This is a genomic window from Actinoplanes sp. ATCC 53533 (assembly GCF_003947245.1).
The window spans coordinates 47,663-74,194 of sequence record NZ_QHHV01000039.1 but is presented as its reverse complement, the minus strand read 5'-3'; the positions used below and the strand labels follow the sequence as shown (position 1 = coordinate 74,194).

Here is a 26,532-nt window from a genome sequence, read left to right as displayed (position 1 = left end):
CCACGCCGAGCCGGGGGCCACGCCGAGCCGGGGGCCACGCCGAGCCGGGGGCCACGCCGAGCCGGGGGCCACGCCGAGCCGGGGGCCACGCCGAGCCGGGGGCCACGCCGAGCCGGGGGCCACGCCGAGCCGGGGGCCACGCCGAGCCGGGGGCCACGCCGAGCCCAGGAGGGCCGCGCCTGGGCCGGGCCGCTGGGCGGGGGCGGAAACGTCACCGGCGCCGGTCCCTCGAGGGGATCGGCGCCGGTGGTCAGCGCGGGGCTGAGATCAGAGCGGGCGGATGTTCGCGGCCTGCGGGCCCTTCTGGCCCTGGGTCACCTCGAACTCAACTCGCTGGTTCTCGTCCAGGCTGCGGTAGCCGGAAGTCTGGATGGCGGAGAAGTGGGCGAAGACGTCGGCACCGCCGTCGTCCGGGGTGATGAACCCGAAGCCCTTGTCCGCGTTAAACCACTTCACTACGCCGGTAACCATGCTCGTCTCCTCGACGGTCGATCGTTCCCGTCCATTATGGCCAGGAACGAGGTAGTAAGACCCGCACTTCGCGGGACTCGTGTCGCCGTACTGATCGCCCGTACCGGAGAAACCCGGGTTACGACAAAGAGCGCCTGGGGCAGAATCCCCACAGGCGCTCCTAGGTACTTGGGAACCAAACTGACAACGCGATGGAGCCTAGCACGAGGAAGGGGGCCTGCTGGTGATCGGCGCGCAACTGGCACGGGAGCTCAAGGAGGCCGGCCTGATCTGGAAACCGGGGCCCGGCGACCACTTCGCGATACCCGACCGGGACCTGGACGAGGACGTGTTCGTGCTGAGCCAGATGACCATCGAGGTGTACGAGCTGCCGGAGAGCCGGGTGATCGGCTTCAACGGCACCACGGAGTGGGCGATGGACGACGTCGAGCTGGACGAGGCCCTGTGGCTGCCCCGCGAGGACCAGCTCCGGGAGCTGCTGGGCGGGACGCTGCGGGCCCTGCGCCGCGCGGAGCCGGGCTGGGCGGTGGACGTCACCCTGCTGGGCGAGGACCGTACGTTCGCCGCGCCCACGCCGGAAGCGGCGTACGCGGCCGCCCTGCTGCACCTCCTGGCCGCCGCTACCGCCTAAACCCGCAGGTCAGATCCGGTGACCGGGCTCGGGGACCGCGGCGATCAGGGCGGCCAGGCCCTCGGCGTCCAACAGGTCCGCCGGGCGGACCGTCCCCCCGTCGCGGACGTAGTGGAAACCGGCCCGGACCCGCGACACCGGCACCCCGGCCAGGGCCGCCCAGGCGACCCGGTACGCCGCGAGCTGCACCGCCGCGGCGGCGGCATCCGCATCGGTGGGCCGCCGACCGGTCTTCCAGTCGATGACATCGAACCGGCCGCCCGGATCGGCGAAGATGGCGTCCATCCGGCCGCGCACCACCAAACCGGCGATGGTGGTCGCGAACGGCACCTCGACCTCGACCGGCACCCGATCGGCCCACTCACCGGCCAGGAACGCCTCCTGCAGCGCGACCAGCTCCTCGTCGGCGGCCGCGTCGTCGTCCGCCGCGCCGGGCAGCTCGTCCACGTCCAGCAGGCGGACCGAGCCGTATCGCTGCTCCAGCCACGCGTGGAACGCCGTGCCCCGCCGCGCGTAGGGCGCGGGCCGCTGCGGCAGCGGCCGCCGCAGGGACCGTGCCAGGGCCTGTGGATCACGGCGCAGGACGACGAGCTGCGAGACGGAGATGTGCGCCGGCAGCGCCACCTCCAGGGGGCCGTCGTGACGAGCGCGCTCGTCCCGCTCCGCGAGCAGAATCGCCGCCTCCCGCCGCCACCGCGCGATATCGGGATCGCCCTCGGCGGCCACGTCCGGCTGCTCTCCCTCCGGGCGGCCCGACTCCCCACCGAGATGGCCGGGCTCCCCACCAGGACGGCCGGACTCCCCGCCGGGGTGACCGGGCTCCCCGCCGAGATGGCCGGGCTCCCCAGGACGGCCGGGCTCCTCGCCGGGGTGACCGGGCTCCCCGCCGGGGCGGCGGTCCGGGGATGTGTGTGGTGGGCGTCGGTCGGGCACGAGGTCGCCGTCGGGGGGCATGCCGATCAGGTCGGCGGCCAGGCCGGCCCGGGACGCCACCTCGGGGTCGGCGGCTGCCAGCTCGACGAAGGCCTCGGCCGCCGCCGGGTCCGGGCTCACGATCATCCGCCGGATCAGGTCCGCCGCGGCCGCCATCGCCGGCCGGCGGGCTCCCAGCGGGTCCGACGGCCAATCCGCCGTCGCCACCTGCTCCGCGCTCGGGTTGGTCGCATCGGCCGCCGGCTCCGAGGTCCAAACCTCGACCACGCCCGCGCCGTCGAGGCAGGTCGCCCGGATCTCATTCAGGAACACCGACGGGCCGCGGGCCTTCTTCACCCCGTCGCCCCACCAGTAGCCGGAGCAAAGCAGCAGCCGCCGCGGCCGGGTCACCGCCACGTACGCCAGCCGGCGCTCCTCGCGCTCGTCGTGCTCCCGCCACGCCTTGCCGAACTCCGTCAGCGCCCCGGCCACCTCCTTCTGGTCCTGCGCCTCGGACAGGTCGAGGGCCGGCAGTCCGTCGGAGTCGCCGCGCAGCGGGAACGGCAGCACCCCGATGCCCATCAGGTAGTGGTCCGAGCCCCGGGTCATTCCCGGCCATACCCCCTTGGTCAGGCCCGCGACCGACACCACGTCCCACTCCAGGCCCTTGGCCGCATGCGTGGTCAGCACCTGCACCGCGCCCTCGACCACGTCCACCTGGCCGGGGGTGAGGCCACGCTCCTCCTCCTCGGCCGCGGCCAGGAACGCCAGGAAGCCGGCGAGCGTGCCGCCGTCTGTGTCGCCCGCATACCGGGCCGCCACGTCGCCCAGGGCGTCCAGGTGGCCGCGGGCCAGGCCCGCGTCGCCCGCTCCCCAGCCGCGGACGGCCACCTCGACGTCGAGGCCGACCGTACGTTCGATGTCCGCGACCAGGTCGGGCAGCGGCTGGTCCAGGCGGTGCCGCAGCTCGGCCAGTTCCCTTCCGTACGTCCGCAGCCGCGCGTATCCCTCCTGCGAGAACTGCTGCGGCGCGCCGAGATCCGCCATCGCCTCGACCAGGGTGGCGTCGTCGAGCCGGTCCGCGACGATGTCCTCGGGCTCGTCCCGGGTCGTCGCGGACACCCGGGCAGCGGCGATCGCCCGAGCCCGGCGGTGCAGCGCGACGAGGTCACGCGGGCCGATCCGCCAGCGGGCCCCGGTCAGCAGGCGCAGCAGGGCCGCCCCGTCCATCGGGTCGGCCAGCACCCGCAGCGTGCAGACGACATCGCGTACCTCCGGGGTGTCCAGCAGGCCGCCCAGGCCGACCACCTCGACCGGCAGGCCCCGCGCGCGCAGCGCCTCCTCGATCGCCGGGATCTGGCTCCGGACCCGGACCAGCACGGCGCTGGTCGGGCGCTTCTCCAGCGGGATGTCGCCCGGCAGCGCCTCCGGCAGCCGGGCCGCGGCCCGCCAGGCGGTCAGCATGGCGTCGGCGATCCAGCCGGCCTCGTCCGCGTACGTGGGCAGCAGCGCGCACGCGACCGTGCGCCCGCCCACCCGCTCGGCCACCCGCTGCGCGGGGATCAACTCGGCGACCCGGGCACCGGCGGCCCGCAGCGGGCCGGAGAGCGCGTTCGCTATCCGCAGGATCTCCGGCCGGTTGCGCCAGCTCCGGGACAGGTTGAGCACCCAGGCCTCGCGACCGCCGGGACCCGTGAACTCGGCCGGGAACCGATCCAGCGTGCCGGCCGAAGCGCCCCGCCAGCCGTAGATCGACTGGCAGGGGTCACCGACCGCGGTGACCGGGTGACCGCCGCCGAACAGCGCGTTGAGCAGCACCACCTGGGCGTGGCTGGTGTCCTGATATTCGTCCAGCAGCACGATCTTGAAGCGGCCCCGCTCAATCGCGCCGACCTCGGGATGGTCGCGGGCGACCCGGGCCGCGCGGGCCATCTGGTCGCCGAAGTCCATCGCCTCGATGTCGAGTTTGCGCTGGTCGTAGAGGCGAACCAGGGGCAGCAGGGTGAGCCGGTGGCGCTGGCGCAGCAGCATGTCGGTGACGTCCTTGTAGACCCGGCCGGGCCGGGACTGCACGTCGGCGAAGAACCGGCCGGTCCACGCCGACAGGTCATCCGGGGTGACCAGGTGCTCGGCCAGCTCGCCGGAGAGCGCCAGCACGTCGTCGGTGACCGTGCCGGGCGCACGGTTGAGCCCGGTCATCTCCCCGGTGTACGACCGCACCAGCGAGTCCACGATCTGCCAGCGGGCCGCCTCGGTGAGCAGCCGGGCCGACGGCTCGTACCCGGCGCGCAGGCCGTGCTCGGTGACCACCCGGGCCGCGTACGAGTGGTAGGTCGAGATGGTCGGCTCACCGGCCAGGGCGTCCTGCTGGCCGAGCCGACGGACCAGCTGGCCGAGCCGGGTCCGTACCCGGTGCGCCAGCTCGCCGGCGGCCTTGCGGGTGAAGGTGAGGCCGAGGATCTCGTCCGGGTGGGCGTACCCGTTGGCGACCAGCCAGACCACCCGCGAGGCCATCGTCTCGGTCTTGCCGGAGCCGGCCCCGGCGACCACCAGGACCGGGTCGACCGGCGCCGCGATGATCGCGGCCTGCTCCGGCGTCGGCGCATGCAGCCGCAGCAGCCGAGCCAGCTCGACCGGGGTGTACCGGGGCCCGGAGTCGGCCCGCCGGCGCGGACGTGCGGGGGTGTCGGTGAAGAGGCTGGGCTGGGTCACGGTTCAACGACCTGCCGCCCCTGACCCGAGATCGGGCAGCTGGTCCGGACCGGGCAAACCCGGCACTTGTTGTTGGCGACGGCCGAGAAGGTGGCCGCGGCCATGGTGTCGGCGGTGCGGCGGACCATCGCGTACGCCCAGTTCGGATCGGTGGCCTCGGCCAGCGGAAGCTGCATCTGCTCGCGGGCCTCCTTGGTCGGGCCGAGCTGCACCAGGGCGGCGCCGCCACTCTGGTCGCCGAACTCCTCGAACGCCCCGGCGTCGACGGCGGCCTGATAGCCGGCGAGCTGGGCATGCTCCTCGACGTCACTGGCGGACACGGTGGTGCTCTTGCCGGTCTTGAGGTCGATGACGACCAGCCGGCCCTGCTCGTCGACCTCCAGCCGGTCGACCCGCCCGGTGAGCTGGATCGGCCGGCTCGGATCATCGAGCCGCACGGTGAACTCATGCTCGATGGCGAGCAGCCGGCGCGGGTTCTTGGCCAGCCACCGCAGCAGCTTGTCCACCATGCCCTGGGCCCGTTCCTGCTCCGGGCCGGCGAGCCAGCGCGCGGCCAGCTCGATCGCGTCGAAGCGCGCCGAGACATACTCGACCAGTTGCTCCCGGTCGGCGTTGGCATCCTCGGCGAGCATCGCGGCGGCGTGCACCAGGTTGCCGACACCCTGCGCGGGCCCGGCCGGCGCGGCGCCACCGTGCCGTTCGAGCAGCCAGCGCAGGCTGCAGCGCAGCGCGCTCTCCATCGAGGACGGAGTGACCTTGACCGGCTCGCCCTCCTCGACCAGGGGACGGTCATCGGACAGCGGCCGCAGACCCCACCACTCGTCGGGATGGGCACCGGGCACGCCGGCGGCGGCGAGCCGGGCCAACTCGGCCGCGGCGGCATGGCGCCGGGCGGGCGAGGCGTCGGGAGCAACGACAGCGGTACGCAGCTCGGCGACGAGCGCGGACAGCGTGAGGGCCCGGGGTGGCCTGCCCACCGGCACCTCGAGCTCCTGATCCTCCGCGATCGGATCGCGCTCGTGCACCGCCTCGCCGGAATCGTCATCCGACTCATCCAGCCGATCCGGCCGATCCGGCCGATCAGGCCCATCCGGCCGATCAGGCCCATTCAGCTCATCAGGACCATCCAGCCCATCAGGCTGCTCGCGGCGAACGCGGCGAACGCCGGGCTCGGCTGCCTGCTTGCCGTGCTCGTCGCCGTCCCTTGGTGCCGGGGCCGCGGCCTTGCCAGCTGGGGTTTCGGCCGGGTTTGTCGGTTTGACTCCGCCGGAACCCGCGACATTGCGCAAATCCGGGTCCGGCTCGTCGGATCTTGGTAACCGGTGGCCCGTCTGAGGGCCATTGGCTACCAAGATCTCGGGATTGGGGCCAACCGGACCAGAGCCGGTTGAACCAGAGCCGAGGGCATCAGGGCCCGGAGCATCAGGGCCCGGGGCATCAGGGCCCGGAGCGTCGGGCCCCGGAGCGTCGAGCTCTAGTCCAGCCGGGCCGGGATCGTCGAGGCCCGGAGCGTCGAGCTCTGGTCCAGCCGGGCCGGGATCATCGGGGCCGGGATCGTCGGGGCCGGGATCATCGGGGTCCGTTGGATCGGGGTTTGGCGGCTCGTGGGGGTCGGGGCCGCTGCGGCGGTCCGGCAGGGCCAGCTCGGCCAGGAAGCGGCTCGGTTGCTCCTCGCCGTCGGAGCCGCCGACGCTGGCCGAGGCCACCGCCGTCACGATCAGTTGCTGCCGCGCCCGGGTGGCGGCCACGTAGAACAGCCGGCGTTCCTCGTCGAGCAGCGCCGAGGTCTGGCCGACGACGGCAGCCGCTCCCGCGGCAGCGCGGCCTGCGAGGAAGTCCACCAGGCGCTCCGAGCCGAGCAGGCTGCCACGCAGCCGCAGGTCGGGCCAGATTCCCTCCTGGACGCCGGCCAGCACGACCACGTCCCATTCCAGGCCCTTGGCCGCGTGGGCGGTGAGCAGCCGCACCGCTTCGCCACGGTCGGCGCTCGGCGCGATCGAGTCGGCGGGCAGATCCTGGCCGAGGACGTGGTCCAGGAAGACCTCGGTGCGGGCTCCGGGCAGCCGGTCCACGAACCGGGCCGCCGCGTCGAAGAGGACCACTATCGCGTCCAGATCCCGGTCGGCCGCCTCGGCGCGCCACTGCCGGGCCCGGCCGCCCTCGCTGCCGGGCTCGACCGGGGCGCCACGGGTGCTCAGTGCATACCAGCGCTCGGCCAGACCGCTCGCCCGCCAGACCGACCACAGGACCTGCTCGGCGGTGGCGCCCGCAGCGGCGGCGGCCTCGCGGGCGACGGCGATCAGCCGGGCCACGGTTTGCGCGGGCATGGCCCAGCGGCGTTCCACGACGGCCAGCCCGGCCGGATCCCGCAGCGCGTCGACCAGCAGCTCACCGGACGGGCGGCGGTCACCGGCGGCCAGCGCCAGCGCCCTCAGCCCTTGCCGCAACCGTCGCTCGGCGAGCGGATCGGCACCACCGAGCGGCGAGTGCAGCAGCGCGACCGCCGCTTCCTCGTCGAGGACGTCGGGCTCGAGCGCGCACCGCAGAAGCAGCAGGAACGGTGCGACGGCGGGCTGCAGGTGCAGTGGAAGATCCTCCGAATGGGTGACGGTCGGCACGCCGGAGGCAGCGAGGGCCCGCTGAATCGACGGCAGCTGCAAGATCGTCGAACGCAGCACGACGGCCATCCGGGACCAGGGCACGCCGTGTAGCAGGTGCGCCTCGCGCAGCGCATGGGCGACAAATGCGGTCTCGCTGGTCGGTGACCGGAACGTCCGCACGACAGCACCCGCGATGACGCGCCCGGAAGCCCCGGTGCCGGTCGGCACGGCACCGGCTGGGCCGGCGGGGAGCTGGTCGGCGGCGATCGGCGCTGGTGAGATGTTTTGCGCAGGCGCCGAGGAAACGATCGAGCCATGCGGATCGGCCCAGCCGGCGATGCCTGGCTGCCCCGGGGCCGGGGCCGCGGCCGGAGCCGAGGCCGAAGGCGGGACCGGAGCCGAGGACGCAGCCGAGGACGGGGGCGGGACCGGAGCCGAGGACGGGGGCGAGGCCGAGGCCGAGGCCGAGGGCTGGACCGGGGCCGAGGTCGGGGCCTGGGGCGGGACCGGGGGTGGCGGGTGCAGGTAGCGGTGTCGGGACGCGCCGCGCATGCGGCGGGACACCCGGGCAGTCGCGGTCAGCACCGCCGGCTCCGCCCGGTAGCTCGTGTGCAGCGTGATGACCTCGGCCAGCGCTCCCGAGGCCGTGCGGAAACGCTGTGGGAAGGCGCTCACCGCCTCCGGGTCGGCGCCGCGGAAGCCGTACACGGATGAGTCGGGGTCGCCGAACGCCACCAGGGGGGTGCCGCCGCCGGCGACCAGGGACAGCAGCTCTATCTGGGCCGGGTCGGTGTCGGCCAGCTCGTCGACGTACACATAGGCCAGCCGGCGGCGCTCCGCGGCCAGCAGCTCCGGGTCGTCGGCCAGCATGCCGGAGGCCGCCCGGACCAGCTCGGCCGGGTCGTATGCCGCCGATCCTCGGGTGGTCGCGTCACGCAGGGCCAGCACCGCGACGTATTCCCTGATGAACCGGGCCGCCGCCGGCCAGTCGTCGCGGCCGAGGCGCTCGCCCAGGCGGGCCAGCTCGACCGGGCCGATGCCGCGCTCGGCCGCGCGCTGCATCAGGTCGCGCAACTGCTGGGCGAACGCCCGGGTGGGCAGGGCCGGGCGCAGCGCCTCGGGCCACCGGACGTGGTCTTCGGACTCGGTGTCGCCGACCACCGCCAGCAGCTCGCGGATGATGAGGTCCTGCTCGGGGCCGGTGAGCAGGCGCGGCGAGGGCTCTCCGCGCTCGGCGGCCGCCCGGCGGAGCAGACCGAAGGCATACGCGTGGAATGTGCGTACCAGTGGCTCGTGGAAGGTCGGGCCCGCGATGCGGGCCTCGATCCGGTCGCGCAGCGCGGCCGCGCCGCGGCGGCCGAAGGTCAGCACCAGGATGCGTTCCGGATCCACGCCCTCGGCGATGCGGGCCGCGACCGCCTCGACCAGCACCGTCGTCTTGCCCGTCCCGGGCCCGCCGACCATCAGCAGTGGACCGTCGGTGTGCCCGATCACATGCTGCTGCAGTGGGTCGTCGCGCAGCGTGTCCGCCGGGGCGGCGGCGCGGCGGACGAGCCGGTGCGCCGGCCGGCGCACCGCGGCAGGAGTCGAGGTCACGGCACCAATGAGACCACGGCGGTACGACGAAACCCGATCAGGGCTTGGCGATCGAGGCCCGGTGCCGAACCGGCATCGGCACCCGGCGCACCTCGGGCTCGGTCCGGCCCGCCTCGTCCAGCAGGGTCTCCACCGCCTGCCAGCCGAGCTGGTAGTACGGCAGCGAAATGCTGGTCAGTTGCGGCCGCAGCCAGGCGGCCAGGTCGGAGTCGTCGAAGGAGAGCACCGAGACGTCGCCGGGGATCTCCAGTCCCGCCTCGCGCAGCGCCTGGTACGCACCCAGCGCCACCCGGTCGTTGAGGCAGATCAGCACCTTGGGCGGCGGCCCGCCGGCCAGGACGGCCCGGATCGCCTCGTACGCCGAGTCCGGCCACCATTCGCAGTCGATCGTCCCGGCCAGTTTGATGCCCGCCGCGCCGAAGCCCTCGCGGATGCCGGCGAGCCGTTCCCGGCCGGCGAAGACGTGGTGGGCCGGGTTGCCGAGCAGGTGGATGCCCTCGCGGTGACCAGCCTCGAGCACCACCTTGGCGGCGCTCCAGCCGGCGGCGACCTCGTCCGGGATGACCGAGTGGTACGCCGGCCTGGCGGCCCGGGTCATGCAGTTGAGCAGCACCACGGGCTGGCCCTTGAGCTGCTTCGGCACTCGTACGTAGCGGGTGAACATGCTCGCGTACACGAAGGCGTCGACCTGCCGGTCCAGGAAGTCGGAGATCAGTTTCTCCTCGATGACCGCCTCGCCCTCGGTCTCACCGATGAAGAGCAGGTGGCCGTGGGCGACGGCTGCGGCGAGGGCGCCGTGGATCGCGCGGCCGGCGTACGGGTCGGACGCGAGCGTGTCAGAGACCAGCGCGATGGTCTTGGTGACCTTGGTGCGCAGGCTTCGTGCCATGAGGTTCGGCCGGTAGTCCAGCTCCTGGGCCGCCCGGAGCACTCGTTGCCGAGCGTCCTCGGAGATGCGCATGTCGACGTGGCGTCCGGCGAGGACGAAGGACGCCGTACTGCGGGACACACCGGCCCGTTGTGCGACCTGGAGCAGGGTCGCCCGTTGCGGGGGCATGTCCCGAAGTCTTCCACGCGCCGGCCGACTGACGGACGCCGATGCGCACCTTTCGGGAAACGCCACCGGCCGCTGGCTCTTGACGGGCGCCGCGTGGGAGAGCAGCGTCACGCTAAACCCATCTAGCTCCCGCGCCGCGAGCCCCCTGCCGGACCGGCAGCCAGAGTCGCACCGGTTCGGCAGGGCCCGAGCAGGAAGGGACCGCCCGCGGCGCGGCCGCTTCGGGTGAACGCGTGCCCGGCGTGCCCTCCGAGTCGCCCGGCGGGCCGCCGAGGCCCCTGGTCACGCCGGGGCGGGGCGACTCCCGCCCCGGCGTGACGCTCCCGACGGAGCCCGATCAGTGCCGGGTCCCCCGCTCGACCGCGTCCAGGGCTGCCTCGATCGAGCTCACCGTCGTCACCTGCGCGAGGGCCGGCCGGCGGATGAATTCCGTGTCGGCCAGGCCGGCCAGCCAGCCCCACATCCCCTCGTAGAAGCCCGCCGGGTCCAGCAGGATGATCGGCTTGCGGTGCAGGTCGAGGGTCGCGGTCGTCCAGACCTCGAAGAGTTCGTCCAGGGTGCCCAGGCCGCCCGGCAGGGTGATGAACGCGTCCGACCGGTCGATCATCAGATTCTTGCGGGCGCCCATGTCCGTGGTGACGATCAGCTCGTCCGCCTGGGTGTCCGCCACCTCCAGGTCGACCAGCGACTGCGGGATCACGCCCAGCGTGTGCGCGCCGCCCGCCCGGGCCCCGTCGGCGACGGCGCCCATCATGCCGACCCGGCCGCCGCCGGAGACCAGGGTGTGACCGCGGGGGCCGAGGGCCTTGCCGAGCTGGGCCGCGAGGTCGAGCCATTGCCGGTCGATGGCGTTGGACGAGGCGCAGAAGACACAGATCGCCGCCACGTCACCGGATTCCGTTCTCGGCGAGCGCCACGTCGGCGTCCACGATGAACCGCACCGCCTCCTGCACGTCGTCGGTCAGCATGATCAGGTCCAGGTCCGCCTGGTTGACCTTGCCGTCGACCAGCAGCCGGCCCTTGATCCAGTCCAGCAGCCCGCTCCAGTACTCGGTGCCGATCAGGATCACCGGGAACCGGGTCACCTTCCTGGTCTGCACCAGGGTGATCGCCTCGAACAGCTCGTCCAGCGTGCCGAAGCCGCCGGGCAGCACGACGAACGCCTGCGCGTACTTGACGAACATGGTCTTGCGCACGAAGAAGTAGCGGAAGTCGATGCCGATGTCGACCCAGCCGTTCAGGCCCTGCTCGAACGGCAGTTCGATGCCGAGTCCGACCGACATGCCGCCGGCCTCCGTCGCGCCGCGGTTGGCCGCTTCCATCACCCCCGGACCGCCGCCGGTGATCACCGCATAGCCCGCCTCGGCCAGCGCCGCGCCCAGGTCGGCGGCCAGGACGCACTCGGGGCTGTCGGGTGCGCTGCGGGCCGAGCCGAAGACGCTCACCGCGGGCGGCAGATCGGCGAGGGTGTCGAATCCCTCGACGAATTCCGACAGGATGCGCAGCGCCCGCCAGGCGTCCTTGGTCTTCCACTCACCGCGGTGGTGGGAATCGAGCAGTTTCTCGTCCGCCGTGCTCAGCGGCATAGCTTCACGCCGGAGCGTGACGGCGCCGCGATGACGCTCCGGGGGTACGCGCTTACGGCTATTGGTGCTGTCCGTCATGGCAACCACGGTAGTGCGGACGGTCCGTAACCGGTGAATAACCGGTTGGGTTTCGGGAAGAGGATTGCGACGCAGCGGCCTTTTTGCCAGATTGAAGCAACGGACGGTAGCTCTGGAGCGTCTGTACAGTTACCACCCCGCACGGCGCAGACACGGCGCCCGGCCCCCGGCCGGGCATCTGGGCAGAGGAGCCACCGTGATGACCCGTTACGAGCGTATGAAGATGCAGCGCCGCATGCAGCGGCGCATCCGCCTCGTGGTCGAGGAGCGCCGGATGGCCCTCGCCCTGCCGCCGCCCGGCGCGGAGCCGTCCTTCGACCCGGAGACCACGGTGGAGATACCCCGGCCCGCCGAGCCGGCCTGACCCCTACTCGTACGAGGTCAGCCACCGGTGCAGCGTGGCCGCGCCGTCCCGGATCTTGCCGATCTCGACGTGCTCGTCCGGGGCGTGGGCCAACGCCGGATCGCCCGGACCGTAGTTCAGCGCCGGAATGCCCAGCGCGGCGAAACGCGCCACATCGGTCCAGCCGAGCTTCGCGGCCGGCTCCGCACCGACGGCGGTCAGGAATTCCCGCGCCGGCTCCGCGCTCAGCCCGGGCAGCGCCCCGGGCGCCGAGTCGGTCACTTCCACGTCGAAATCCGCGAAGACCTCGCGCACGTGATCGAGCGCCTGCCGCTCGGAGCGGTCCGGGGCGAAGCGCAGGTTGACCTCGACCTCGCACTCGTCGGGGATCACGTTGCCGGCTACGCCGCCGGCTATCCGAACAGCATTCAACCCCTCACGGTACGTACACCCGTCGATGGTCACCGTGCGCGGGCGGTAGTCGGCGAGCCGGCGTAGCACCTCACCGGCCCCGTGGATCGCGTTCACTCCGCGCCAGGCCCGCGCCGGGTGCGCGCGCCGGCCGTGGGTCCGGATCCGGGCCTGCAGCGTGCCCTGACAGCCGGCCTCCACCACGCCGTACGTGGGCTCCAGCAGCAACGCGAAGTCGGCCCGGAGCCACTCCGGACGGCTCTGCGCGACCAGATGCAGGCCGTTGAACCGCGCCTCGATCTCCTCCGCCTCATAGAAGAGGTAGGTGATGTCGTAGCCGGGCTCGGGCAGGGTCGCCGCCAGGTGCAGGGCCAGGGCGACCCCGGATTTCATGTCCGAGGTGCCGCAGCCGTAGATCAGGTCGTCGACCACGGTCGACGGGAAGTTGTCGTTGAGCGGGACCGTGTCGAGGTGGCCGGCGAGCACGACCCGGCGCTCGCGGCCCAGGTCGGTACGGGCCATGACCGTGTTGCCGAACCGCTCGGTGTGCAGGTGCGGCGCCTGCCGCAGGACTTCCTCGACGCAGTCGGCGATGGCCTTCTCGTCGCGGGAGACGGACTCGATGTCGACCAGGGTGCGGGTGAGCACCACCGGATCGACGAGCACGTCGGGGGTCAGCGGGTTCGCCATGAGCGGCACATTACCGCTCAGCCGGGAAGCGGGACGCCGATGCGCGGAGTGAGACGGGACGGACACGGGGGGTGGTTTCCGACTAGGATTCCCGGGTTCGGATTGTCGGGAGGCGAACGACGATGCAGGTCGATTCTGCACAGTTACGGGCGGCCGCGACGAAGCTCCGCCGCGAGGTGGCCGAGAACCTCCGGCGGGCCGGGATTCAGGCCGGCGGGCCCGAGCGCGACTTCCGGGTCGGTGGGGCCTTCGACACCTACACCACACCGGGGCCGTACCGGGCGGCGGTCGCCGCCTGGGAGAAGGAGACCGAAGTGCTGGCCGAGGCTGCGCGGCAGCTGGCGGACGCCCTCGACGCGGCCGCCACCGACTACGACGCGTCCGACGCGCGCGGCTCCGGGCGGCTGGCCGGCAGCCGATGAGCGACGAACTGGACCGGCTGCAGGACCTGCAGGACGACATCCACGACGCGCACGGCGTCTGGGGTGCCGACGAGCTCGCGGCGGCCTGCGCCGCGGCGGCGGCCGTGCCGACCTTCGGTGGCGACGCCGACGAGCTGCGCACGATCGCGGACTACTGCGAGACCGTCGCGCAGTCGGTGGAGCGGGCGCTGGAGGCGGCCGACCCGCTGCACAAGATCGGCATCAGCGAGGTCTGGACCGGCGACACCCACGTCAGCGCGAACGAGGCGCTGGGGGCGCTCGCCGACGACATGTTCCGGGCGCTGACGGCGTTCCGCGCGATCAGCGGTCAGGTCCGGCAGCACGCCGAGCGGGTGCAGCTCGAGCCCGGTGACCGGGCGAACGCGGCCGGGCTGGCCGAGATCGCCACCACGGTCGGCGCGATGGCCTGGGGCCCGGTGCCCAACCTGGAGTACGAGGGCCAGGTGATGCGCGAGCAGCACGCGCGGGCGATCACGAAGATCGACAGCCGGGTCGACGCGCACATCGCCATGCGTAACGCGGCGGAGGACTTCGCCACGGCCCTGCACGAGATCGAGACGCAGGCCCGCACCGGCCGGCTGAGCGACTCGCCGCTGTCGGCGGTCGACGAGGTGGTGATCGCCGGAGCCGGCTGGACGCGGACGATGGTGCCGCACCCCCCGGTGCTGACCCCGGCGATGGACCAGCGGGCGGCCGAGGCCCTGGCGGCGCTGAGCGACGACGACCGGGCCCGGCTGACCGGCCTGCTGGCGGCGGCGGCCTCCCCGGAGCACCGGGCCTACCTGCTGAAAACGCTGGCGGCGGGGCATTCGGTGCCGGAGGTGGCCGAATTCGACCAGCTGATCGCCGGGCACGGCGACGACCCGGGCTGGCTGGAGGAACACCTGAGCCCGCTGTCCATGGACGTCGAGAGTCCGACCCCGGGCAAGGACCACGTCTCGTTCGGATCCGCCCGGTGGGCGCAGGGAAACCAGCCCACCTGCGTCGCCACGTCGACGGTGACCGCGCTCGCCGAGGTGGACCCGCTCTACGCGCTGCGGCTCACGACCGGCGGCCATCCCGGTGATCCCGAGTTCGACAACCCGGCCGCGTTCGCCAACCGCCTCCGGGACGAACAGCAACAGGTCTACGACGGCGGCCGCACCTGGTTCCAGGAGCACTTCGGCGACGACGGCATGACCTCCGAGCAGTCGGAGACCGCGGCGAACGAGGTGATCGCCCCGCGCACCGGGGCCGGCTACGGCAACGTCGAGCTGGCCGACGTGGCTGCCCGGGAGGCGACGATCCCGTCGATCGAACGGGCGGTCGACGAGGGCTATCCGGTGCCGTTCTCCACCCACGAGCGGGGTGAGACCCATCAGCTGATGGTGATCGGGCACTCCGGTGATCAGCTGCAGGTGTACAACCCGTGGGGCTACACCTACTGGATCACGGAGCGGGACTTCGTCGAGGGCCGGGTGGACAGCATCGACCCGGAGATCCCGTCCACCCCGAGCACGATCCGGCTGCCGGCGAAGGCAGGTCTATGAGCAGGCCCGGCATGCGGACCGACGAGCAGATGGCGACCGTGGACGTGGCGGCGGCGATCACCGAGGCCCTGCGTTCGGCGGAGCCCGCGCGGCAGCTGGTGACCGGTTGCGCGGTCTCGGCGGCGATCCAGGCCGACCGGGCCGGTGTGCCACCCCGGTCGCTGAGCTTTCTGGCGGAGGTCGTCCGCCGGGGCGGTGCGGGCTATGCGGTCCAGCTCGCCCAGCCGCTCCCCACGGCGGAGCAGTCGGCGCTGGTGAGACCGTGGCTCGCGCTGGCGGCCGCCGACGATGCCGACGAGCCCTTCGCACGCTGGCTGGACGCGGTCGCGGCGATCGTCGACGCCCGCGCCGGCGGACGGTGATCCGGGGGTCGAGGCACTGTCGGGTCCTAGTAGGGTTCGCGGGGTGAGTACCGCGATCTCGACCTCGCCTGCCTGGGGCATCGGCCTCGCCACCGTCACCGCCGAGGGCCAGGTGCTCGACACCTGGTATCCGAGTGGTTTCCTCGGTCTCGGCGCCATCGGTGACCAGGCGCCCACGCTTCCCGCCGGCCTCACCGGGCCGAAGGCGCTCGCCGGCCTCACCACGGTCGAGGTGCGGGTCGAGATCGGTTCGCTCGCCGACCCGATCAAGGACGCCTCGGACGCGTACCTGCGGTTGCACCTGTTGTCGCACCGGCTGGTGCGGCCGAACGAGCAGAACCTCGACGGCATCTTCGGCATGCTGGCGAACGTCGCCTGGACGTCGGCCGGGCCGTGCCCGCCGGATCGGGTGGACGAGTTGCGCCTCATCGAGCGCGCCGCCGGCCGGCATCTCTCCGTGTTCGGTGTCGACAAGTTCCCGCGGATGACCGACTACGTGACGCCCTCCGGGGTGCGGATCGCCGACGCCGACCGGGTGCGGCTCGGTGCGCATCTGGCCAGCGGGACCACCGTCATGCACGAGGGTTTCTGCAACTTCAACGCCGGGACGCTGGGCACCTCGATGGTCGAGGGCCGCATCGTGCAGGGTGTCGTCGTCGGGGACAGCTCCGACGTCGGCGCCGGCTCGTCGATCATGGGTACGCTCTCCGGCGGCGGCAAGGACAAGGTGTCGATCGGCGAGCGCAGCCTGCTCGGCGCGAACGCCGGCATCGGCATCTCGCTCGGCGACGACTGCGTGGTCGAGGCCGGTTGCTACATCACCGCGGGGTCGAAGCTGACGCTGCCGGACGGCCGGGTGGTCAAGGCCCGCGAGCTCTCCGGCGTGCCCGGCCTGCTGTTCTGGCGCAACTCGGTGACCGGCGCCCTGGAGGCCCGGCCGCGCAAGGGCACGGGCATCGAGCTCAACGCCGCCCTGCACGCCAACGACTAACGCAACGCCCCGGCCGCGACGGCCTTGACCGCGGTGGTCAGGGCCGTCAACACCGTCGATTCCATCCGCCAGTACTGCCAGTAGAGCGGCACGTCCATGTGCCGGCCCGGGGCCAGATCAACGCCCCGGCCCGCGGCGAAGTCCTCGCGGGCGGTCTGCTCCGGGACCATGCCCCAGCCCAGGCCCAGCCGGATCGCCTCGACGAAGGCATTCGCCGCCGGTACGTAGTGGATCGGCGGCTCCTTCCCGCCGTGGCCCAGCGCGGCGAGGAAGCGGTGCTGGAGGCGATCCTTGCGGTTGAAGACGAGCATCGGCGTGGTGGCGAAGTCCGCGAAGTGGCCCGGGGCGGCCACCGCGAGATAGCGCATCGCGCCCAGCTTCTCCACTCGGCAGCCCTTGACCGCCACGTGTTGCGCCGTCACCGCGGCCATCGCCGTGCCCGCCCGCAGCAGCTCCGCGGTGTAGTCCTCGTCGTCCTGGTGCAGGTCGAAGCTCAGGGCCAGCTCCGCCGGGATCGCGGCCAACGCGGGCATGAACCAGTTGTGCAGGGAGTCGGCGTTCACGACCACCGAGATGCGGGTGCGGCCACCGCCCGCCAGACCGCCCCGGGCCGCGTCCAGGGCCTCGCGTTCGAGCAGCGCGAGCTGGCCGGCGAGCCGTACCAGCGGCTGGCCGGCCTCGGTGGCCTCGCACGGCTTGGTCCGGCGCACCAGGACCTGGCCGACGGCCTGCTCCAGGGCCTTGATCCGCTGGCTGACGGCGGACGGGGTGACGTGCAGCGTCCGGGCGGCGGCCTCGAAGCTGCCGTCCTCGATGACCGCTTGGAAGGTCGCCAGCTGGATCGCGTCCAAGAACAGAATCCCTAATGTTAATGAAGAATCTTTAGCTGGAGTACACCACGGTCCGGCCCTAGCGTCGAGCGGGTGCTCACCTCCGCGCTTGCCGGCTTCGCCGCCACCGTCGTGCTCATCGTCGCCATCGGCGCCCAGAACGCGTTCGTGCTGCGCCAGGGACTGCGCCGGGAGCACGTACTGCCGGTGGTCGTGATCTGTGCCGTCTCGGACCTGGTGCTGATCTCGGCCGGGATCGCCGGGCTCGGCGCGGCCGTGGCCGCGCAGCCCACCGTGGTGACCGTGATCCGCTGGGTCGGCGCCGCGTTCCTGCTGAGCTATGCGGCGCTGGCCGCGAAGCGGGCGTGGCGGCCGAGCGCGCTGAAGCCGGCCGGCCAGGCCCCGGCGACGCTGCGCGCGACGCTGTTGACCTGCCTCGCGCTGACCTACCTCAACCCGCACGTCTACCTCGACACCGTCCTGCTGCTCGGCTCGCTCGCGCAGCAATATCCGCACCGGTGGCTGTTCGGAATCGGCGCGGCGCTGGCGAGCGCGGTGTGGTTCGCGGGCCTGGGCCTGGGCGCGCACCGGCTCGCGCCCGTGCTGTCCCGGCCGACGGCCTGGCGGGTGCTCGACGGCCTGATCGCGGTGGTCATGGCCGGCGTCGCCGGCACCCTGCTTGTTTAGTCATCAATCGAACCATTTGCATGTATTCGGTAGACACGGAGGCATGCGGAGACTTCTCGTATCGGCGGCGCTTGCCGCGGCTTTACTGGTGAGTGGCGCGGGTCAGGCATGGGCGGCCCCGCCCGATCCGGCGCCGGACGACGGCTGGTCGGTGACGGACGGCCAGCTGACCTGGCGGGCCGACAAGCGGATCCCGATGGGCGACGCGGCGGTCGAGTTCTACGCCGGTGACCAGTTGCTGGGCCGGCCGCAGGCGGCGGCCGACGACCGCACCTTCCGGCTGCCGCTGGAGCACGCCAGGAGCCTGCGGGACCTGCAGGTCCGCGCCGGCGGCCGGCGCCTCGACGCGGCCCCGCCGGCATCGGCGCGCAAGCGGGCGGCAGTGCCACCGGCGGCGCCGCAGGCTCTCCCGGCCAGCAAGGTGGATCCCGGCGTCAAGGGGCCGTACCGGACGGTCACCGGCGAATACACGCTGCCCGGGGTGAAGCTGCCGGACTTCCCGGCACCGGTCGAGATGCAGGGGGTGGTGGTCGCCCCGCGAGGTGCGCCCGGCCCGCGCCCGCTCGCGTTGTTCCTGCACGGGCGGCACTACACCTGCTTCAAGGGCGCCGACGAGGACGCGCTGAGCGGCGACTGGCCCTGCGCCGAGGGCACGCTGCCGATCCCGAGCCACCGCGGCTATCTCCAGGCCCAGGAGCTGCTGGCCTCGCAGGGATACGTCACCGTGTCGATCTCGGCCAACGGCATCAACGGCCAGGACTTCGCCGCCTTCGACGGCGGCGCCCAGGCCCGGTCCTCCCTGGTGCGGCTGCACCTCGCGCGCTGGGCCGACTGGGCCGGCGCCGGGCGGGCGAACGCACCGGCCATCGTGAAGTCCGCGCCGCGGGCGGACCTGTCCAAGGTGTTCCTCATGGGACACTCCCGTGGCGGCGAGGGCGTCAGCCGCGCCGCGATGGACAGCCTCACCCCGCCACCCGCCGCGCAGGACGGCTACCACGGCAAGGTCCGCTGGGCGATCCGCGGCATGCTGCTGATCGGCCCGACGATCTTTGGGCAGAACCCCGTTCCGGACGTGCCGTCCGCGACGATCCTGCCCGGCTGCGACGGCGACGTCGCCGACCTGCAGGGTCAGATCTTCGTCGACGCCACCCGCGGGGTCAGCCGGGGCAAGGCCCTGCACAGCTCGCTGTACGCCATCGGCGCCAACCACAACTTCTTCAACACCGAGTGGACGCCGGGCCAGTCGGTCGCGCCGTCCTTCGACGACTTCTACGGTGGCGAGGTGCCCGACCCGGTGTGCTCGCCCGGCACCGCGACCCGGCTCACGGCGCAGCAGGAGCAGACGGTCGGTGCGACGTACATCGCGGCTGCCGCGCGGCTCTTCGTCGGTGCTGACGACCGGGTCCGGCCGCTGCTCGACGGCTCCGGCGTGCGGGCCCCGTCCGCCGGCACGGCCCGGGTGCTCAGCCACGCGATCGGCGCCGGGCGCACCGCCGCGCTCATCCCCGACGAGTCCGTCAAGGTCACCGGCGGGCGGCTCTGCGAGCAGGTCACCGACGACGCGACCAAGGCGTGCCTGGCCACCGACGCCTGGTTCAGCCCGTCCCCGCACTTCGTCCCGTTCGGCTTCGCCCGCGAGCCGGGCCGCTACGCCGTCGACATGACCTGGTCGGCGCCGGGGCAGCCGGTCGCGCTGCGGCCGGGCCGGCCCGTCAGCGTCGCCGGCGCGCGTGACCTGGCCCTGCGGCTGGTGGTGCCGCCCAACACCACGAACAACCGGTTCGGTGTCGCCGTCACCGACACGACCGGCCGCCGGACCGAGCTCGGCGAGGTCCGCCTGGACGGCCTGCCCGGCACCGAATACACGACCGCGCACTGGGGCCAGGAGGTCCGGGTGCCGATCAAGCAGGTTCGCGGCAAGGTGGCGAAGCTGGAGTTGACGCCGCGCGGCGCCGCCGGCCGGGCCTGGCTGATCGACGCGTGGGGTTGGCGGCCGGGCACCCCGGCGGTGCGGCCGGTCTCGCTGCCGCGGATCGACATCGGTGAGCTCAGGGTCGCCGAGGGGGATGCGGGCACCCGGACCTACCAGGTGCCGGTCAAGGTGACCGGCCGCGGCACCGGTCAGGTGCGGATGTTCCTCACCGACGGCAACACCTCCGAGACCAGGTCGTGGCTGGTCGCGGTCCGGCCGGGCACCCGGACCATCCGGGTGCCGGTCGAGGTCACCGGCGACACGCTCTACGGCGCCGGGGAGGCCTCCGTGCTGAACGCCAAGGCCGTGCGGGGCACGGTGATCGGGGACTACATCGGCGGCGTACTGGTGAACGACGACGACCCCGCGCCTCGGATCACCGTCGAGCCGGTCGCGGACCGAGTCGCCGAGGGCGGCACGCTGTCCTGGCGGATCCGGCTGTCCGCCGCCGCGGAGATCCCGATCTGGGTGGCGGGCGGCCTGCAGCCACCCGCCACCGGCACCGAGCTGTCCAGCACGGACGTCGACCCGACCTGGTTCACGGAGCAGACCGGCGAGGAGCCGCTGCCGTCGCGGCCGCTGTCCCAGACCTATCTGCAGCCCTACACCGAGGTGGCGCCCGGTGAGCTGGCCGGTGAGCTGACCATCCCGACCGTCGTCGACTCGACGGACGAGCCCGACGAGGTGGTCCAGATCGAGCTGACGCGGAGCGGCCGGGGCGAGGAGGAGCCGCCCCCGCTGGGCACGGTGACCGGAACCGTCACGGATTGAGCCCATCCGCCGACCCCTCGGAGAACCGGACCATGTTTCCCGAGGGGTCGCGGAAGGCGCAGTCGCGGACGCCGTACGGCTGGTCGATCGGCTCCTGGATCACCTCGGCGCCCGCCGCCCGCACCTTCTCGAAGGTCTTGTCGCAGTCGTCGGTGCGGAAGATGATGCCCGGCAGCAGGCCCTTGGCCAGCAGGTCCGCCGTCGCCTGCCGGTCGGCGGGCGAGGTGTGCGGGAAGTAGCCGGGTATCTCCAGGCCGATCTCCACCCCGGGCTGCTCCGGTGCGCTCAGGGTCAGCCAGCGGTTCTCCTCGAAGGTCACGTCGTTGCGCACCTCGAGGCCCAGGACGTCGCGATAGAAGGCGAGCGCCGCGTCGTAGTCGTGCACGATCAGGAAGCAGTGCGACAGCGAGAGAGTCATGCCGACCACGCTAGGAGGCCCGGGCGGCGGCCGCTTCTCGAAACCGACCCGGTCGCCCCAGCCGGCTGAGCACGCAGCCCGGGATGGCGCCGGCCGCCCGGTGGTCCCGGGCGCGGTAGGCGGACGGCGACTCGCCGACCAGGGCGGAGAAGCTGGCGCTGAAGGAGCCCAGCGAGGTGCAACCCACCCGGACGCAGGCCTCGGTGACGCCGACATCGCCGCGGCGCAGCAGCGCCTTGGCCCGCTCGATGCGGCGGGTCATGAGATAGCCGTACGGGGATTCGCCGTAGGCGGCCCGGAAGCGGCGGCTGAAGTGGCTGGGCGACATGCACGCGGTCCGGGCCAGCGCGGCCACGTCGAGCGGCTGGGCATAGTCGCGGTCCATCCGGTCGCGGGCCCGGCGCAGCAGGCCCAGCTCGTCCGCGGGTCCGCACTTGCCCGAGCCCGGCCGACCGTTCACCATCACCACGTCACGCGCCATGACAAGCACCATCGCACAGGCGCTTGACCCTCGAGCAGGTCGAGACAGCAGGGTCTCAGGTGTGGAGAGCGACGACATGTACGGCATCGGGGAGATCGCGCGGGCCAGCGGCCTGAGCATCAGCGCGCTGCGCTTCTACGACGGGGCCGGGGTGCTGGTCCCGGCCGAGGTGGATCCCACGACCGGCTACCGCCGCTACAGCGACGACCAGCTCCGGGCGGCCCGACTGGTGGCGGGGCTGCGCCGGGTGGGGATGCCGGTCGCCGGGATCACCCGCGCGGTCGCGGAGCTGCGGAATCCCCCGGCGGTGCGCGAGCTGCTCGACGAGCACCTGCGCCGGCTGGAGGACGGCCTCGCCGACGCCCGTCGTGAGCTCTCCCGCGTCCATGCCCTGCTGGATCTTCAGGAGCACACCGTGACCAGAATCTCGCTGCCCGCCGCCGCCCTCGCCGCCGCCCTCGACGCGGTCCGCTTCGCCGCCTCCACCGACCCCGAGCTCCCGCTGGGCGGGGTGCTGTTCGAGACCGGGGCCGCGGGGCTGACCGTGGTGGCGACCGACCGCTACCGGCTGGCCGTCGCCGAGGCTGCCACCGCCGGCTCCGGGCCGCCGGCCAGGCTCGTGGCGCCCCTGCCGTTCATAGCCGACTTGCGCGCGCTGCTCGCCGGGGACGGCCCGGCGGTGCTCACGCTGACCCCGGACCTGCTCAGCGCCGAGGTCGACGGGCGGCTTGTCGAGGGCAAGCCGATCGACGTCGACTTCCCCGACTATCGCCGCCTGATCGACCTCGGCGCGGCCGGCACCCGGCAGGTGACGGTCGACGTGTCGGCCCTGCGCGCGGCGGTCGGCGCGGTGCCGGCCGTGCCCCGGGAGCACGAGGGCAGGCAGTTCGACGTCACCGTGCTGGGCCTGGATCCGGCCGGCGGGCTGCGGGTCGCGGCCGATGCGGAGTGGGCCGCCGACGAGGAGGCGCACGTCGCGGTCAACCGCGAATTCCTGCTCCAGGCCCTCGGCGCGGGCGGCGCCGGCCAGCTGGTCCTGGAGCTCGACGGCCCGATCAAACCCCTGGCGGTACGCGGCACCGGCACGTTCTCGCTCCTCATGCCCGTGCGCCGCTAGCGGACATCCGCCGGCACCCTGACACCGGGGCGGTAACACGACAGACTGGCGCGGTGGATGACGACCTCAACGCCCGCCGGGCCGCCTGCACCGACGCTCTGAACAGCAACGGCCTGCTCCGGCCGCCGGAGATGCTCGCCACGATCGACCCCGATACCGCCACCGACCTGTACGGCGAGGGCGGTGTCGTGGCCGAGCTGGAGGCGCACGTCGCCACCGTGCTCGGCAAGCCGGCCGCGGTGTTCCTGCCCAGCGGCACCATGGCGCAGGGTGCCGCCCTGCGCGTGCACGCCGATCAGCGCACCAGCCGGACGATCGTCTGGCATCCGTACTCGCACGTCGAGCGGCACGAGGGGCAGGGCTATGCGCGGCTGCACCAGCTCGTCGGGCGGCCGGTCGGCGACTTCGAACGGCTGATCCGGATCGACGACCTGAACGGCGTGGCCGAGCCGGTGGCGGCGCTCCTGCTGGAGCTTCCGCAGCGTGATCTCGGCGGGTCGCTGCCGCCGTGGGACGAGCTGGTCGCGCAGACCTCGTGGGCCCGTGACCGGGGCGCCGCCGTGCACCTCGACGGTGCCCGGCTGTGGGAGGCCAGCGCCGGCTACGAGCGCAGCCCCGCCGAGATCGCCGCCCTCTTCGACACCGTGTACGTGTCGTTCTACAAGGGCATCGGGGCGCTGCCGGGCTGCTGCGTGGCCGGGTCGGCGTCGGATGTCGCCCAGGTGCGGGAGTGGCGGGGGCGGCTGGGCGGGACGTTGTTCGCCATGTGGCCGGCCGCGGCGTCGGCGCTGGGGCTGCTCGACGCCGCGCTGGCCGAGATGCCGGCCCGGCTGGCGCACGCCCGGGCCATCGCGGCGGCGCTGGCCCGGGTGCCAACGGTCCGGGTGGTGCCCGACCCGCCGCAGACGCCGATGATGCATCTGCTGTTCGCGACGACTTCGGAGCGCTTCCGGGCGAACGCGAAGCGGATCTCCGAGGAGACCGGGCTGTGGGTGTGGCCGAGCCCGGTCGAGACCGGCGACCCGGGGGTGGTGCGCTGCGAGCTGTCCGTCGGCCGGGCGACGATGCGCCACAAGCCGGAAGCGATCGCCGAGATCCTCGCCGACCTCTGCTGAGCCGCGCGGGCCCGAATAGGGTCGGGCATTTCGGTGACCTCTGGCGGAACCGGGTGGGAATCGTAGAGTGAGGGGCGTGACTGATGACACCTTTCCGCTCGGCGACCGCTCGGTGCGACGGATCGGCTTCGGCGCGATGCAGCTCGCCGGGCCCGGGGCCTTCGGACCACCACGTGACCGCGCCACCGCACTCGACGTCCTGCGCAAGGCGGTGGAGCTGGGCGTCAACCACATCGACACCGCGCAGTACTACGGACCGGACGTGGTCAACGGCCTGATCCGCGAGGCGCTGCGGCCGTACCCGGATGATCTTGTCTTGGTCAGCAAGGTCGGCGCGGCCCGGGACGACAGCGGGCGCTGGCTGCCGGCGCTGGCGCCGGAGCAGTTGCGGGCCGGCGTGCTCGACAACTTGCGCTCGCTCGGGGTCGACCGGCTGGACGCGGTCAACCTGCGGTTGTTGGACGGCGGTGGCGATTTCGACGCGCAGCTCGACGCGATGATCGCCATCCGGGACGAGGGCCTGATCGCCGGGATCGGGCTGAGCAACGTGTCCCGCCAGCAGCTCGTGCACGCGGTGCAGCGCACGGAGATCGTCTGCGTGCAGAACCCGCTGAACCTGCTGGCCCGCGAGTCGCTGCCGCTGCTGCGCGAGTGCCAGGAGCTGGGCATCGCGTTCGTGCCGTTCTTCCCGCTCGGCTCGGCCTTCGCCGGGGCCGACGGGCTGCTCACCCACCCGGAGCTGATCGCCGTCGCGGAGCGGCTGGAGGCGCTGCCGTCCCAGGTCGCGCTGGCCTGGCTGCTGGAGCTGGGCCCGAACGTCCTGCTCATTCCGGGCACGTCATCGCTCGGCCACCTGATCGACAACATGACCGCCCGCCGGGTCCGCCTGGACGACGAAGCCCGCAAGATCCTGGACACGATCACCGACTGACAGCCCGCGCCGGCGTGAGCGGGCGGCTCAGGCCGGAGCGGGGGCCGTCGTCGGGACGGCCGAGATCAGGTCGGCCAGGACCTGGCCCGCCAGGGTGTGCGGGTCCGGCGGGTCCGGGTATCGGGCGGCGATCCCTTCGTTCAGCGCCTCCAGGCGCGCCGGCAGCCCCGCCAGGAAGCCGTCCAGGCCGCGTTGCGCCGGCCGCTTCATGAGCGGCGCGAGCAGCCCGACGAACGGCCGCAGCCAGCCGGCCCCCTGGGCGCTCGCCTGGGTGGTCACCAGCCAGCGGCCCGGCTCGGCCGCGGTCACGGCCAGCTCCGCGGTGGCCCGGCCGCGCGGGTGGGTCACCGCCGCGACCAGTTGCGGTTCGGTGTTCCCGTACGGCGGCAGCCGGCTCGGATCGACCTGCACCCGCACGGTCACCATGCCACTGAGCAGCCCGCGGGCGCCGAGCCAGTCCGGCACCTCCAGTTGCACGCCGGCCGGCCCCGGGGAGAGCTCGACCCGCGCCCGGGTGCCCGAGCCGTCGTGGTGCACGGTGAAGCACGTCCGTTCCCGCTCGTCGGCTTCGAGCCTGATCGCGTACGCGTGCCAGGTCGTTTCCACCCGCCCGGTGGCCCGCGCCGCGGCGATCCGGCCGCGCTCCCACTCGGTCGCGGCCTTCGCGTCCGCGTGCACCAGCCGGGCCGCCACCGCCGCTTCCTCGGCCGTCGGGGCCGGCACCTCGTCTTCGCGCAGCACCAGCCGGTAGGTCACACCCGGCAACGGATGCCGCCCGTCGACGACCCGCAGCCCGCCGTGCGGGCGCTCGGTGACCGGATGCCGGACCACGCCGTCGACGAAGACCAGCGCACGCCAGCCGGCGAGCAGTTCCGGCAGGGCGGCGAGGAACGGTCGCGCATCGATCGCTGCGACTTCAGTCCGACCGCAGAGGCGCACCATGTCCGGATGGTAGACCGGGCCGAACCCGGTCGCGCCGCGCGGAGCAGCCCGGTTACCGTCGGGCATGCGCACTTCACCGGATTACGGCCGACTCGTCGATGAGGCCGTCGGGGTGCAGATCACCGGGTGGGAGTTCGCCTGGCTCGACGGCCGCGCGGTCGGTTCCGATCCGTCCTGGTCCTATCCCGGGCTGGCCCGGCCGCTGCTGCGGCACGCGGGCAGCCTGCTGGATCTCGACACCGGCGGCGGTGAGCTGCTCGTGGAGCTGACGCCGCTGCCCGCGCACACCGTGGCGGTGGAGAGCTGGGCGTCGAACGTGCCGGTGGCCCGGGACCGGCTGACGCCGTTCGGGGTGTCGGTGGTCACCGAGCTCCCGGGCGGGGAGAACGAGTTCGACGTGGTGCTGAGCCGGCACGGCCGGTTGCCCGCCGAGGACATCGCCCGCCTGCTCAAGCCGGGTGGGACGCTGCTGAGCCAGCAGGTCGGCAGCGACGACCTGAAGGACCTGAACGCCGAGCTGGGCGCGCCACCGCCGTACGCGACGAGCTGGACGGCGGCGAAGGCCGTCGCGGCCCTGGAGGCGGCCGGGCTGACCGTGACCGACGTCCGCGAGGAACGCCCGGCGCTGACGTTCCACGACATCGGCGCGCTGGTCTATCAGCTGCGGGCGGTGCCCTGGCAGATCCGGGATTTCACTCCCCAGCGGTACGACCGCGCGCTGCGCCGGATCGACGCGATCATCCGCACCCACGGTCACTACGCGGCTACCGCGCACCGCTTTCTGGTCCAGGCGTCGCGGCCTTGACCGGCGATGAGTGTGGCGCAGGCAACCTATACGAGCTCGGCCTATTGTCGG

Annotated in this window: 23 protein-coding genes; 12 read left to right on the top strand and 11 right to left on the bottom strand. The window is 73.1% G+C overall.

Translation table 11 applies throughout. The annotated features are described in order from the left end of the window. Window positions 1-267 precede the first annotated feature (267 nt). Entirely contained in the window at window positions 268-471 is a 204-nt protein-coding gene (locus DMB66_RS14910; protein ID WP_015625344.1) for a cold-shock protein, read from the bottom strand. 223 nt (window positions 472-694) lie between these two features. On the opposite strand from DMB66_RS14910, the gene DMB66_RS14905 reads away from it, so the two are divergent. Continuing rightward, window positions 695-1,102: a pilus assembly protein CpaE gene (locus DMB66_RS14905; protein WP_125804669.1), complete on the top strand. Its 408-nt coding sequence runs from the start codon at window positions 695-697 to the stop codon at window positions 1,100-1,102. Between the two features lie 9 nt (window positions 1,103-1,111). Here DMB66_RS14905 and DMB66_RS14900 read toward each other — a convergent pair whose 3' ends face one another. The 5 genes from DMB66_RS14900 to DMB66_RS14880 all read right to left on the bottom strand — a co-directional run bounded on the left by DMB66_RS14900 (window position 1,112) and on the right by DMB66_RS14880 (window position 11,643). Next, a complete protein-coding gene (locus DMB66_RS14900; protein ID WP_125804668.1) occupies window positions 1,112-4,726 on the bottom strand; it encodes an ATP-dependent helicase in 3,615 nt (1,204 codons plus the stop codon). Continuing rightward, window positions 4,723-8,922, bottom strand: a complete 4,200-nt coding sequence (locus DMB66_RS14895; protein ID WP_125804667.1) for a UvrD-helicase domain-containing protein — start codon at window positions 8,920-8,922, stop codon at window positions 4,723-4,725. The genes DMB66_RS14900 and DMB66_RS14895 overlap by 4 nt, the downstream gene beginning before the upstream one ends. A 37-nt stretch (window positions 8,923-8,959) precedes the next feature. Further along, a complete protein-coding gene (locus DMB66_RS14890; RefSeq protein ID WP_125804666.1) occupies window positions 8,960-9,979 on the bottom strand; it encodes a LacI family DNA-binding transcriptional regulator in 1,020 nt (339 codons plus the stop codon). A gap of 337 nt (window positions 9,980-10,316) precedes the next feature. Continuing rightward, window positions 10,317-10,865: a TIGR00730 family Rossman fold protein gene (locus DMB66_RS14885; protein WP_125804665.1), complete on the bottom strand. Its 549-nt coding sequence runs from the start codon at window positions 10,863-10,865 to the stop codon at window positions 10,317-10,319. A 1-nt stretch (window position 10,866) separates the two neighbouring features. Further along, window positions 10,867-11,643 carry a TIGR00730 family Rossman fold protein gene (locus DMB66_RS14880; protein WP_125804664.1) on the bottom strand — a complete coding sequence of 259 codons (777 nt, stop codon included), beginning with the start codon at window positions 11,641-11,643 and terminating at the stop codon, window positions 10,867-10,869. 199 nt (window positions 11,644-11,842) lie between these two features. On the opposite strand from DMB66_RS14880, the gene DMB66_RS62565 reads away from it, so the two are divergent. Beyond that, window positions 11,843-12,007, top strand: a complete 165-nt coding sequence (locus DMB66_RS62565; RefSeq protein ID WP_199752360.1) for a hypothetical protein — start codon at window positions 11,843-11,845, stop codon at window positions 12,005-12,007. A gap of 3 nt (window positions 12,008-12,010) precedes the next feature. On the opposite strand, the gene dapE is transcribed toward DMB66_RS62565, so the two are convergent. Beyond that, window positions 12,011-13,087: a succinyl-diaminopimelate desuccinylase gene (gene dapE / locus DMB66_RS14875; RefSeq protein ID WP_125804663.1), complete on the bottom strand. Its 1,077-nt coding sequence runs from the start codon at window positions 13,085-13,087 to the stop codon at window positions 12,011-12,013. Between the two features lie 122 nt (window positions 13,088-13,209). On the opposite strand from dapE, the gene DMB66_RS14870 reads away from it, so the two are divergent. From DMB66_RS14870 to dapD, 4 genes are read left to right on the top strand one after another with little or no spacing between them, the layout of a single operon-like run. Beyond that, window positions 13,210-13,509, top strand: coding sequence for a type VII secretion target (locus tag DMB66_RS14870; protein ID WP_125804662.1), 300 nt, complete (start codon window positions 13,210-13,212; stop codon window positions 13,507-13,509). Then, window positions 13,506-15,059 carry a hypothetical protein gene (locus DMB66_RS14865; protein WP_125804661.1) on the top strand — a complete coding sequence of 518 codons (1,554 nt, stop codon included), beginning with the start codon at window positions 13,506-13,508 and terminating at the stop codon, window positions 15,057-15,059. Before DMB66_RS14870 ends, DMB66_RS14865 begins: the two co-directional genes overlap by 4 nt. Before the next feature lie 11 nt (window positions 15,060-15,070). Further along, entirely contained in the window at window positions 15,071-15,421 is a 351-nt protein-coding gene (locus DMB66_RS14860; protein ID WP_125804660.1) for a hypothetical protein, read from the top strand. A gap of 43 nt (window positions 15,422-15,464) precedes the next feature. After that, entirely contained in the window at window positions 15,465-16,412 is a 948-nt protein-coding gene (gene dapD / locus DMB66_RS14855) for a 2,3,4,5-tetrahydropyridine-2,6-dicarboxylate N-succinyltransferase (protein ID WP_125804659.1), read from the top strand. Here dapD and DMB66_RS14850 read toward each other — a convergent pair. Beyond that, entirely contained in the window at window positions 16,409-17,263 is an 855-nt protein-coding gene (locus DMB66_RS14850; protein WP_125804658.1) for a LysR family transcriptional regulator ArgP, read from the bottom strand. The genes dapD and DMB66_RS14850 overlap by 4 nt on opposite strands. Window positions 17,264-17,335: 72 nt before the next feature. On the opposite strand from DMB66_RS14850, the gene DMB66_RS14845 reads away from it, so the two are divergent. Together DMB66_RS14845 and DMB66_RS14840 are read left to right on the top strand one after the other, a co-directional pair. Next, a complete protein-coding gene (locus DMB66_RS14845; RefSeq protein ID WP_125804657.1) occupies window positions 17,336-17,929 on the top strand; it encodes a LysE/ArgO family amino acid transporter in 594 nt (197 codons plus the stop codon). Window positions 17,930-17,972: 43 nt separating this feature from the next. Next, window positions 17,973-20,672 carry a hypothetical protein gene (locus DMB66_RS14840; protein WP_125804656.1) on the top strand — a complete coding sequence of 900 codons (2,700 nt, stop codon included), beginning with the start codon at window positions 17,973-17,975 and terminating at the stop codon, window positions 20,670-20,672. Here DMB66_RS14840 and DMB66_RS14835 read toward each other — a convergent pair. Together DMB66_RS14835 and DMB66_RS14830 are read right to left on the bottom strand one after the other, a co-directional pair. Then, a complete protein-coding gene (locus DMB66_RS14835) occupies window positions 20,662-21,090 on the bottom strand; it encodes a VOC family protein (protein ID WP_125804655.1) in 429 nt (142 codons plus the stop codon). The genes DMB66_RS14840 and DMB66_RS14835 overlap by 11 nt on opposite strands. Before the next feature lie 10 nt (window positions 21,091-21,100). Beyond that, window positions 21,101-21,553, bottom strand: a complete 453-nt coding sequence (locus tag DMB66_RS14830) for a helix-turn-helix transcriptional regulator (protein WP_125804678.1) — start codon at window positions 21,551-21,553, stop codon at window positions 21,101-21,103. A gap of 94 nt (window positions 21,554-21,647) precedes the next feature. On the opposite strand from DMB66_RS14830, the gene DMB66_RS14825 reads away from it, so the two are divergent. From DMB66_RS14825 to DMB66_RS14815, 3 genes are all read left to right on the top strand, one after another. Next, the gene (locus DMB66_RS14825; protein ID WP_125804677.1) at window positions 21,648-22,688 is read left to right on the top strand and encodes a MerR family transcriptional regulator; all 1,041 of its coding nucleotides are present in this window, start codon (window positions 21,648-21,650) and stop codon (window positions 22,686-22,688) included. 53 nt (window positions 22,689-22,741) lie between these two features. Then, window positions 22,742-23,803, top strand: a complete 1,062-nt coding sequence (locus DMB66_RS14820; protein WP_125804654.1) for a low specificity L-threonine aldolase — start codon at window positions 22,742-22,744, stop codon at window positions 23,801-23,803. Window positions 23,804-23,879: 76 nt separating this feature from the next. Continuing rightward, window positions 23,880-24,734 (top strand): oxidoreductase, encoded by an 855-nt coding sequence (locus DMB66_RS14815; RefSeq protein ID WP_125804653.1) that lies wholly within the window; start codon window positions 23,880-23,882, stop codon window positions 24,732-24,734. Window positions 24,735-24,761: 27 nt separating this feature from the next. On the opposite strand, the gene DMB66_RS14810 is transcribed toward DMB66_RS14815, so the two are convergent. Continuing rightward, window positions 24,762-25,742, bottom strand: coding sequence for a hypothetical protein (locus DMB66_RS14810; protein WP_125804652.1), 981 nt, complete (start codon window positions 25,740-25,742; stop codon window positions 24,762-24,764). On the opposite strand from DMB66_RS14810, the gene DMB66_RS14805 reads away from it, so the two are divergent. Next, window positions 25,741-26,481 carry a class I SAM-dependent methyltransferase gene (locus DMB66_RS14805; protein WP_125804651.1) on the top strand — a complete coding sequence of 247 codons (741 nt, stop codon included), beginning with the start codon at window positions 25,741-25,743 and terminating at the stop codon, window positions 26,479-26,481. The genes DMB66_RS14810 and DMB66_RS14805 overlap by 2 nt on opposite strands. Window positions 26,482-26,532 lie beyond the last annotated feature (51 nt).